This is a genomic window from Pseudoprevotella muciniphila (assembly GCF_003265305.2).
Lineage (GTDB): Bacteria > Bacteroidota > Bacteroidia > Bacteroidales > Bacteroidaceae > Alloprevotella > Alloprevotella muciniphila.
Genome location: NZ_CP033459.1, coordinates 2,910,142 through 2,920,169, shown reverse-complemented (window position 1 = coordinate 2,920,169; position 10,028 = coordinate 2,910,142). Strand labels below are relative to the sequence as shown.

The following is a 10,028-nucleotide window of genomic DNA, read 5'->3' as shown; positions in this document are numbered from 1 at the left end:
AGCACAATAGGAAAGCACACAAAATCGCCTGTTTACGGGGCTTCACAGCAAATTGCACCCCCGAGAAAGTTGCACGAAAAGGGTCAGTTTCCTACATTTTACTCCGTTTTTTGGCTTGTTGCCACCCCCTCACACGGTATGCTCGGGCAAGAGTTTTGTAACCCCAGTTTTCCGAAAATGTAACCCCACTTTGTAACCCCACCTGTAACCCCACCCCTCGTTTTTCGCCAATTTCGCCCTCTGGGACCGAAACGCGGACTTTTCCAGACCCACCACCTTCTAATGCCATCTGAACACCGTTCAAACGTGGACGCAATATAAAGCCCACAGATGCGCTAAACGCCCACAGACAAAGGATTTACCCACACACAAACAAAAAAGGCCACACGCGTAAACGTGCAGCCCTCTGTGCGTAAATCTATCGTCCCACGGACGTAAACGAATTTGCCTCAAACGTAAAGCAAACGTAAGCCTATGTAAACGTTTCGTTTTGTGTCGACCTCACAGCCTCAACCCTCGCAACTCTTTGTAAATAAACGGCTTTCGGTATTTTTCGTCCCCTCTCTCCCTTATACGCTTCGTTCTGTGCCCCATACTTATTCTCGTAAACACCATCCTCGAACATAACATCGCCCTTTGAATAATCTACGGGTGGTTGAGTGTTGTCGCTATCACTGTCGCCATCCGTATTTTCAGGTACTTCAGGATCGAACCATTCGTCGCTGTCCGACCCACAGGATGGGATTATTATCATGGAAAGCATAATGGCAAATATAACGGCAAGATAATTCATGTGTTTCATGGTTTGTTATTCTTTTGTTATGGTGTCTAAATAGGTTCTTGACCGCTTGTAATAGAGGAGGCACGGTGTGTCGATGTGTTCCATCATGTAGTTCATGATGTCAGCCTTTTTCTGCCTTGCGTCATCTGCATGCCTTGTCATTTTCGCTGCAATAAGTTCTCGCAATTTGTGTACCAATGTTTTATGTATTTCGGGCTGTTCACGGTCGAGATCATGAACAAGTGCTTCCATCAATTCTGGCGAGATGAGTTTTTCTGCCTCCTTTTGAGTTTTGTTCAGGAGATTTTCGTTGTTGTTGTATTCCTCGTCATAAAGCACAACATCTTTGTCATACGTCTTGCAATAGTTGCGAAGAACGGTAGGATTCCACATCAGTTTGTCAACAATCTCCATTCTTTTCCGCGAGTCGTGCCAGTCTGTAAAAAGGAGTGTGTTGAGCAATTTGTCGCGAGAAATGCTTTTCTGTTGTCTGAGCATCTCGCATTCTTTTGCAAACTTCGGAGTTTGAGATGTTGCTTTATGTGCAGCCTGCAGAACTACCGTCTGCACAATAAGGTCATGGAATTTTTCCTCGTAAATCAACTCATCGCCATCGAACCCGAGAAGTCGCTTCATCTGCTCAACAAATTCAGGCAATGCGCGCATGGCGATTTGTGCAACATCCTCATTGACAATTTCCGGAGGGAGAAAGTGCAGAATATCGTCAAGGCTGATAACAATATCTTCGTGCATTTGAAAAGATGATTTTATTCCGTTTTTTTGAGTGCAGCAGGCAGTCGGAATGAAGAATAAAGTTGGAAAACGGCTGCTATGGCGAGGGTTATTTTCCAATGGTCGCGATTGAAGAATGGGGCATTGAGTACTTCCCTGTTCATAAACATCAGCACTGCCGTACAAATGAGAAAAAACATGCTGATGTATTGCTGGCGGCGCAGACGCCTCACTGTAAGGTCCGTCCCTTCATACTTCGCTCTTGCCTGCATGGTGCAGAACATAATTGCTCCCAAAGCAAATACAATAGCAGCCAAAAGCGACATTCTGTAAAAAATGGGAAGGGCAACACCTATTAAAATCAAGATGCCACCAATGATAAAGATTGCATTTTCTAAACGATTCAATCTTCTCATATTCCGGTTACGTTTTATTCAACAGAGTCTTCCTCAATGATGAAGACATCCTCATTTTCGCCTCGCATCAAGAGGTCAACCCTTGCCACTTTTTCGTAGGCTTTCGGATTGGTCTCAAAACTCTCAAGTTCATACTTACATTCCTTAAACTTGTTCTCTGTGATTGCGATTTCTTTTCTTAACTCACTGTTTTTCTGCTCGAGTTGAAACCTGTTCCAAAAACTGTTTTCATCAACAAACCCAACGAGTATGCCGAAGAACACTAAAGTAACGATGTATTTGTGCCGCCAGAGAAAGCGACCAAATCCTCCAATTTTTTCTGCCATTTGATTTTTCCTTTTTTAGTCATGGCAAAAATAACAAAATAAATTGTACTGACGAAGCGAAACGCATTTTTTCATTAAATAATTTTAACTTTGCACAAATTTTTATAGAAATGAAAAGAAATAAAGCACTTGTAGTGTTCAGCGGTGGACAGGATTCCACCACATGTCTCTATTGGGCTAAGGCGCATTTTGATGAAGTGTGGGCTTTGTCTTTGCGCTATGGTCAAAAACATGCCACTGAAGTTGAAGTGGCTGAAAAAATAGCGCAGAAGGCGGGTGTTCATTTCGAGGCGAAGGATGCCCCGCTGATAGGCTCTTTGGGAGCCAACTCACTGACTAATTCCGACATAGTGATGGATGAGACACAACCTGAAGAATCTTTTCCAAATACATTCGTCCCAGGCCGCAACATGTTCTTCTTGGCGATTGCTGCTGTATATGCCCGCGAGCATGGCATTTTCGACCTCGTAACGGGCGTTTCGCAAACCGACTTCAGCGGCTACCCAGATTGCCGCGATGCCTTCATACGTAGTCTCAACGTTACAATCAACCTTGCCATGGATGAACAGTTCGTCATTCATACACCGCTGATGTGGTTGGACAAGAGTGAGACTTGGGCACTTGCCGATTCCTTTGGCGTTCTCGACCTTGTAAGGAATGAGACACTGACGTGCTACAACGGCATTCCGGGCGATGGTTGCGGACATTGCCCCGCCTGCAAATTACGCAGGGAAGGACTGGAGAAATACCTCAAATCCAAGAAATAACACCCCCATAAAACATTTTTATCACAATGAGAGAAAAAGAAGGACTTCAAGCCTTGGGTAAGAAAACGGAATATCGGGACGACTATGCTCCCGAAGTACTCGAAACGTTTGACAACAAGCATCAAGACAACGACTATTGGGTGCGTTTCAACTGTCCGGAATTCACATCGCTATGCCCTATCACAGGACAACCAGACTTTGCAGAGATCAGAATCAGTTATATTCCCGATGTCAAGATGGTAGAAAGCAAAAGCCTGAAACTCTATCTGTTCAGTTTCAGGAATCATGGCGATTTTCATGAAGATTGTGTAAACACCATCATGAAAGACCTCGTAAAACTGATGAATCCCAAATACATTGAGGTAACAGGCATCTTCACTCCCCGCGGTGGCATCAGCATCTATCCGTATGCCAACTATGGCAGAAAAGGCACGAAATACGAGGAGTTGGCTGAATACCGCATGAAGAATCACGACCTGTAAAGGGGTGTTATACAACCTTAACCAGCCTAATGACCCTATGGGTTAAAAGATGTAAAAAAAGGACATCTCATCATTTTTGTTTTTACTTTTGCACAAATCAATTTGAGTCCCGACGATGAAACGCATACGCTGCCCGAAATGTGACGAGGCTATACTGTTCGACGAAACGAAATATGCTCCTGGCAGGAGTCTGGTTTTCGAATGCCCGAGTTGCAACAAGCAATTCAGGCTTCGTATGCCGTCCGCGCATGATGAAACGGAGGAAGAAGCACCGGTATATGGCATCCTGACTGTCGTTGAAAACGCGTTCCAACTGAAGCAGGAAATCCTGCTGCACGAAGGCGAGAACGTGATTGGGCGTGAAGTGCGTGGCAGCAGCATCAACTGCCCCATCAAGACGGTTGATCCGAGCATAGATACCACGCATTGCATTATTTCCGTAAAATTGAACCGTCAGGGCGAACCGAAGTTTATTCTCCGCGATGCACCATCGGGCACAGGTACGTTTCTGAATGCTGAAATACTTGGCGATCGCGACCGTGTAACGATAGCAGAAGGCGACATCATCACCATTGGTGCCGGCACAATGATTTTGCGATATAACGATAGTGAAGACTAAAATGAAAAAGATATTTATCCTGTTTTTGGTGTCAATTTGTGCCATTCAGACTTCCGTTGCCCAAACAGAAGTTACAGCATCGGGCAGCACGACATCCGGAAACCTCCCCAAAGGACGTTTCTACAGTAAAGAGGCGAATCTGAGACTCTATCTCGACTTGAACGAAGAGTCGGTTACCGTTCCGGGATTTGAACTGATTGGCAAGGTGCACGGCTACACGAAAGCCATGCGCGACAAAGGGAATTGGAGCAGCATCTACAACCAATGGTTCGTTACCACCGTTACACAGGAAGACGAAAAAAATTTCGTCATTGAAATGAGCCGTGAGTGGGGCGACGAAGTCCAAACATTCCGTTTTACCGACATTGGACAAGGGCAATTTCAATACAAATGTATCGGTAAAAACCAATTCAAGAAAGGCGCATACGCAGACGAAAAAAAGAAAAAGACAAAATGGGTGTATCTCCCGAAAGAAATGATTTTCATTCAGGAGACAGACAAATTATAAACTTATTCTTATTAGTCAGCCAACGTATTATAATTCTTTACAACTGCTTTCAATGCTTGGGCTTTTTCAGCAGCAATTTTTGGCGGCAATAGATAGAGGTGCTCTGTATATGCAGGTTCAGACTTAATTAGTTTGCCTTTGTCATAATAATAACGCATCTCAATTGTCCCATCTCCTTGAAAATCTGGCAGATGTTGATAATAGAACAAGAGTTCACCTGTCTTGTCATCAAACAACATTTCATGATAGATATTAAAAGCCGCTTTTCGAGTCATTTTCACAAGAATGGGCGCAAAAGTGTTGAAAACGCCACTATCGAACTCGTATGATTCTGGCATTCTTGTTAGAAACACTTCTACATCATGTAACACTGGACCAGGACCTGAAAAATTGATTTTTGATGACAAATCGAGTGTATAACACATGTTCTCCATCCATTCGTCAGATCCTTTTTTAGACGCAATTTCTTGCGCTTGTTGATATTGATCTTGTATATACTTGATTTTTTCTGTAAGAGTTTGTGCAAAAATTATCTGCGGAATCGATATGAAAAGGATAATGAAAAGTTTTTTCATGTTTGTTTGATTTATATATTATGATGTTCAAAAGTAAAAAATAATTAGAGACTATAACTCAAGACTTACAAAATAATTCAATTATTTGTTTTACTATTTAACAAAAACACTGATTCTAAACCTCTTTACTTTACGTTCATTACTTTATTTTTCGTTTTATTGTATAAAAACTTCAAAATTGTTTCGATTGAAACTATTTTAAGTGTTTCTATTTATTTATTGATTTTGTTTTACTTATGAAAAACATGTCAACTTGAATTAAAGAAAAATGCTCTGAGATAGTGTTTTTAGAAATAAAATAATAGTTATTATTAGATTCAGCTTATAATTTTGCAATATGATTCTACATAAAACATACACAAGCATAAAGCAGGCTATTACGAACAATAATATCGAAGATGCCTTAATGCAGTTAGAATCTTCTCTTCAAAATTATCCAGATGATGCCAACTTATATTATTTAAAAGGTTTGGCGCATATCAAGTTGTCACAGTGGCATGATGCTTTGTCGTGTTTCAAAACTTCTGAGCACATTAATTATAATGAAGCAGCTTCCGCATCACGAGTTATGGTAGAACGCATATTCAATTTTTACAACAAAGACATGTATAATCCCTAAATTAAGAGTCTGATGAGCAATATAAGAGGCGTAATAGTTGTTGATACGGAGCGTTGCAAAGGTTGCAACCTATGTGTTGTAGCATGTCCAACCCATACAATTTCGCTAACTGACCGCGAGGTAAATATCCGCGGTTACAAATACTGCCATGACATTAACGATAGTTGCATTGGTTGTGCGGCATGTGCCATAGTGTGTCCAGACTCTTGCATCACAGTTTTCAAAAAGAGATTAGACTAAACTAACAAATGAGTAAAGATACAGAAAAAGAAATACTACTGCTCAAAGGCAATGAAGCCATAGCCCATGCTGCTGTTCGTTGTGGTTGCGATGGCTATTTCGGCTACCCCATTACCCCTCAATCAGAAGTAATGGAAACTTTAGCGACTCTTGAGCCTTGGAACACCACGGGTATGATAGTTGTTCAAGCAGAGAGCGAAGTGGCAGCAATCAACATGCTTTATGGAGGCGGCGGTACTGGCAAACGAGTAATGACATCTTCATCCAGTCCTGGAATTTCTTTAATGCAAGAAGGCATAACATATATGGCTGGCGCTGAAATTCCAGGTGTGATTGTCAACGTACAACGTGGTGGACCTGGACTTGGCACTATCCAGCCTTCGCAAAGCGACTATACACAAGCTACCCGTGGGGGTGGCAATGGTGATTATGAAACGATAGTTCTTGCACCAAATAGTGTTCAAGAAATGGCAGATTTTGTAGATTTAGCATTTGAATTGGCTTTCAAATATCGTAATCCAACGATGATACTCTCCGATGGCATTATCGGACAAATGATGGAAAAGGTGGTTCTTCCGCCATTCAAACCGCGCCGCACTGATGCACAGATTTTAGGAGAATGTCCATGGGCATGTAACGGTATGGGGCTCAAACAACGCGGTCCTCAAGTTATTTCATCGCTTGAACTCGACCCCGCAGAAATGGAGCGAAAGAATTGGGGCCTTCAAACCAAATACCAGAAAATACGCGAAAACGAGGTGCGCTACGAGAGTTTGTACTGTGATGATGCCAACTATGTGATAGTTGCCTTTGGCTCTGCTTCTCGAATTTCACAAAAAGCAATGGAAGTAGCTCGCCAGCGAGGAGAGAAAATAGGTCTTTTCCGTCCTATTTCATTATGGCCTTTCCCTGTGCAAGAGTTATATGAGTTGTCGCAACACGTGAAAGGTATGTTGGTAGTTGAAATCAATGCAGGACAAATGATTCACGATGTGGAATATGCTATTCGTCAACAAATACCAGTGGCTCATTTCGGTCGTCTTGGTGGCATTATTCCTGACCCTGATGAGATTCTTGAAGCATTAGATAATAAAGTTAAGCACAATAAAAACTTATAATGTTAGAAAAAGACGATACTATTAAGACAGAAGGTCAAAAACCAGAAGATGCAGCAGCTGAGGCTTTTTTGGAGAAAGAACGTAAGCGTTTATACGAAAATAAGACTGACGATAATCATCTGTTTTTACGCAATATACTCAACTCAATATTTATCATCCTTGCCATCTTAGCAATGATAGGAGTACTCGTTTTCAAGAGTGAATCTTTTTGGCTCACCATCAGTTATGCTGTTGGCATTGTGGCTGTACTTGTCAAAATGGTAGAAGTGATGCTACGCATGCCTGGCATAAAGAAACAAGAACCTCGTTACAAGAGTAGGCTGCGTACCAAAAGATAAAAACTATTAGAAAACATGGATAAAGCAACAAGAGAAGACATTATCAACAACGGCACCTTGGTGTACGAACGCCCTGCGTTGCTCAACGACAGCTATACCCACTACTGCCCTGGTTGTTCGCACGGTGTGGTTCACAAACTCATCGCCGAAGTGATTCACGAGATGGGTATGGCAGAGAAAAGCATAGGCATAAGTCCAGTAGGATGCGGTGTTTTTGCATTCAAATATATCGATATCGACTGGCAAGAAGCAGCACATGGTCGCGGTCCAGCTTTAGCAACGGCATGTAAACGTCTTTGGCCAGATCGACTTGTATTTACATATCAGGGTGATGGCGACATCGCATGTATCGGAACTTCTGAAGCTCTGCATACCTTGAATCGTGGCGATAACGTTACTCTCATCTTTATCAATAATGCAATCTATGGTATGACTGGCGGTCAAATGGCTCCAACTACATTGTTGGGTCAGAAGACCGTAACTTGTCCAAATGGTCGCCGCGCAGATCTTCATGGCTATCCCATTCGCATTGCAGACCTTGCTTGTAAACTCGATGGCACAGCTTATGTAACACGTCAGAGCGTTGATACTGTAACCTCCATACGCAAGGCAAAAAAAGCAATTCGCAAAGCATTTGAATATAATATGGCTTGCAAGGGTTCTTGTCTTATTGAGATAGAAGGAACATGTTCTTCTGGTTGGAGAATGACACCTGAAAAAGCCAACGAATGGATGCGAGAAAATATGTTTGAATATTACCAATTGGGAGATCTTAAAGACATTGATGTAAAATTTCATGAAGCGTAAAAACACTTCTATACCTTTAAAGACTAAAGGTTCTATAATGTAACGATAAGCAAAATGAAACATGAAATCATAATAGCAGGCTTCGGCGGTCAGGGTGTATTGTCAATGGGAAAGATATTAGCTTATGCAGCCCTTATGGAAGGAAAAGAAGTGACATGGATGCCTGCATACGGTCCTGAGCAACGTGGTGGTACTGCAAATGTAACTGTCATCGTTAGTGATGAGCCAATCTCTTCCCCCATACTTAGTTCGTACGACACAGCCATCGTACTTAACCAACCATCACTCGACAAGTTTGAAGAAAAAGTGAAACCTGGCGGTGACATTATTTACGACTCGCTGAGTATCATCAACCCTCCCACACGCACTGACATCAATATCTATAGCATCCCTGCGATGGAAACGGCAGCAGCATACAACTTAATGAAATGCTTCAATATGCTTGTGCTTGGTGGACTGCTAAAGATTCACCCCCTTGCTCAAACAGAGACGCTCATGAATGCACTCAAAAAATCTCTTCCAAAACGACATTGGAACTTGCTACCTACGAATGAGAAGGGCATTGTCAAAGGCATGGAGATTGTGGAGAAAGTATATAGTTGCGAAATGCAATAACAATAATTTATATAAATATAAATGCGGAACTGCCAACGGAATGCCACTGGCAGTTTTGTTTTTCATAAAGACGGTTTGTCTAATTAAATATACATTCTTCTTTCTTTATAAGTTCCAAAAGCTGCGAAGAACTTATTACATTTCAAGAATTTTGCGTAATTTTGAACACTTAAACTTTAGAATTATGGCAAGTAGAAGAAATTTGAAGAAGGCAATAAAGGGTATTAGCGAGAGCTTGCTCTGCGACTGCATCGCTCTGAGCATGGTAGAAGATATTGACAATCAAACGATAAGCGAGATTACATCTGAAGTAATGGCGTTAGAGAAAGACTACGTAATGCGCATTAGTCACACGGAGCGTGGCAGCGAGAAATTGTTTTATAAGAAGTTGCGCAACGAGTTTGCAGAAAAGGCAAACGACATTGCGGCTCGCTTAATTACCATCTAATCCCTTACACCCTAACATGCAGACGGACCAATTGCAGTATTTGTCCGCCTGCTTGGTTTTATACTATCATGTTTAGAAAATTATGCAATGCCATCCTTTTTAAGTGGAAGGGTTGGACAGAGGAAGTAACTGTTCCTCACCGCGAAAAATGTATTATTGCCGTAGCGCCCCACACGAGTAACTGGGATTTCATCATAGGCGAACTCTACTATGGTACCAAAGGGCGTCATGCACAGTTCCTGATGAAAAAGGACTGGTTTCGCTGGCCCCTGGGTTGGCTTTTCAGAAGGCTTGGCGGCATACCCGTTGACCGCAGCAGGAAAGGCAGCCTGACCGACCAGTTGGCTGAGATAGCAAAGGCGTCCGACCATTTCGAACTCGCCGTAACCCCTGAGGGAACGCGCAAGAGAGTTACGACTTGGAAGCGTGGGTTCTATTATATTGCCAAGAAGGCCGACCTGCCCATCCAACTCTTTGCCATCGACTACAAGCGCAAACGCATCGTCTGCACTGCCGAACTGCAGCCCACGGACGACTTTGAAGCCGACTGGAAATTCATCATGGACTATTACGCCAAGTTTGCCGATTTCGGCAAACACGAAAACTCTTTCGCTATCGATGGAGAAGAATAAACACA

The 10,028-nt window shown here is 42.4% G+C and carries 16 protein-coding genes; 11 read left to right on the top strand and 5 right to left on the bottom strand.

Going from position 1 to position 10,028, the window contains the following annotated elements:
- Positions 1 to 472: 472 nt before the first annotated feature.
- From C7Y71_RS11735 to C7Y71_RS11720, 4 genes are read right to left on the bottom strand one after another with little or no spacing between them, the layout of a single operon-like run.
- The gene (locus C7Y71_RS11735; RefSeq protein WP_151908916.1) at positions 473 to 802 is read right to left on the bottom strand and encodes a hypothetical protein; all 330 of its coding nucleotides are present in this window, start codon (positions 800 to 802) and stop codon (positions 473 to 475) included.
- A gap of 6 nt (positions 803 to 808) precedes the next feature.
- The gene (locus C7Y71_RS11730) at positions 809 to 1,534 is read right to left on the bottom strand and encodes a DUF6712 family protein (RefSeq protein WP_111899101.1); all 726 of its coding nucleotides are present in this window, start codon (positions 1,532 to 1,534) and stop codon (positions 809 to 811) included.
- A gap of 14 nt (positions 1,535 to 1,548) precedes the next feature.
- Entirely contained in the window at positions 1,549 to 1,929 is a 381-nt protein-coding gene (locus C7Y71_RS11725; RefSeq protein WP_146739478.1) for a hypothetical protein, read from the bottom strand.
- Positions 1,930 to 1,943: 14 nt separating this feature from the next.
- The gene (locus C7Y71_RS11720) at positions 1,944 to 2,255 is read right to left on the bottom strand and encodes an FtsB family cell division protein (RefSeq protein WP_111899103.1); all 312 of its coding nucleotides are present in this window, start codon (positions 2,253 to 2,255) and stop codon (positions 1,944 to 1,946) included.
- A gap of 110 nt (positions 2,256 to 2,365) precedes the next feature.
- Between C7Y71_RS11720 and queC the strand changes: the two genes are divergently transcribed.
- From queC to C7Y71_RS11700, 4 genes are all read left to right on the top strand, one after another.
- Positions 2,366 to 3,022, top strand: coding sequence for a 7-cyano-7-deazaguanine synthase QueC (gene queC, locus C7Y71_RS11715; protein WP_111899104.1), 657 nt, complete (start codon positions 2,366 to 2,368; stop codon positions 3,020 to 3,022).
- Positions 3,023 to 3,048: 26 nt separating this feature from the next.
- A complete protein-coding gene (gene queF / locus C7Y71_RS11710; RefSeq protein ID WP_111899105.1) occupies positions 3,049 to 3,504 on the top strand; it encodes a preQ(1) synthase in 456 nt (151 codons plus the stop codon).
- A 115-nt stretch (positions 3,505 to 3,619) separates the two neighbouring features.
- Entirely contained in the window at positions 3,620 to 4,123 is a 504-nt protein-coding gene (locus C7Y71_RS11705; protein WP_111899106.1) for an FHA domain-containing protein, read from the top strand.
- Between the two features lies 1 nt (position 4,124).
- Positions 4,125 to 4,631, top strand: coding sequence for a hypothetical protein (locus tag C7Y71_RS11700; protein WP_111899107.1), 507 nt, complete (start codon positions 4,125 to 4,127; stop codon positions 4,629 to 4,631).
- 11 nt (positions 4,632 to 4,642) lie between these two features.
- Here C7Y71_RS11700 and C7Y71_RS11695 read toward each other — a convergent pair whose 3' ends face one another.
- Positions 4,643 to 5,206, bottom strand: a complete 564-nt coding sequence (locus C7Y71_RS11695; RefSeq protein WP_111899108.1) for a hypothetical protein — start codon at positions 5,204 to 5,206, stop codon at positions 4,643 to 4,645.
- Positions 5,207 to 5,837: 631 nt separating this feature from the next.
- Here C7Y71_RS11695 and C7Y71_RS11690 point away from each other — a divergent pair.
- From C7Y71_RS11690 to C7Y71_RS11660, 7 genes are all read left to right on the top strand, one after another.
- Entirely contained in the window at positions 5,838 to 6,065 is a 228-nt protein-coding gene (locus C7Y71_RS11690) for a 4Fe-4S binding protein (RefSeq protein ID WP_111899110.1), read from the top strand.
- 8 nt (positions 6,066 to 6,073) lie between these two features.
- Entirely contained in the window at positions 6,074 to 7,183 is a 1,110-nt protein-coding gene (locus C7Y71_RS11685) for a 3-methyl-2-oxobutanoate dehydrogenase subunit VorB (protein ID WP_111899111.1), read from the top strand.
- Positions 7,183 to 7,521 (top strand): hypothetical protein, encoded by a 339-nt coding sequence (locus C7Y71_RS11680; protein ID WP_111899112.1) that lies wholly within the window; start codon positions 7,183 to 7,185, stop codon positions 7,519 to 7,521. Before C7Y71_RS11685 ends, C7Y71_RS11680 begins: the two co-directional genes overlap by 1 nt.
- Before the next feature lie 15 nt (positions 7,522 to 7,536).
- Entirely contained in the window at positions 7,537 to 8,328 is a 792-nt protein-coding gene (locus C7Y71_RS11675) for a thiamine pyrophosphate-dependent enzyme (protein ID WP_111899113.1), read from the top strand.
- 54 nt (positions 8,329 to 8,382) lie between these two features.
- Positions 8,383 to 8,943, top strand: coding sequence for a 2-oxoacid:acceptor oxidoreductase family protein (locus tag C7Y71_RS11670; protein ID WP_111899114.1), 561 nt, complete (start codon positions 8,383 to 8,385; stop codon positions 8,941 to 8,943).
- A 184-nt stretch (positions 8,944 to 9,127) separates the two neighbouring features.
- On the top strand, positions 9,128 to 9,391 hold the full coding sequence (locus tag C7Y71_RS11665; RefSeq protein ID WP_111899115.1) for a hypothetical protein: 264 nt from the start codon (positions 9,128 to 9,130) through the stop codon (positions 9,389 to 9,391).
- 68 nt (positions 9,392 to 9,459) lie between these two features.
- Entirely contained in the window at positions 9,460 to 10,023 is a 564-nt protein-coding gene (locus tag C7Y71_RS11660) for a 1-acyl-sn-glycerol-3-phosphate acyltransferase (protein WP_111899116.1), read from the top strand.
- Positions 10,024 to 10,028 lie beyond the last annotated feature (5 nt).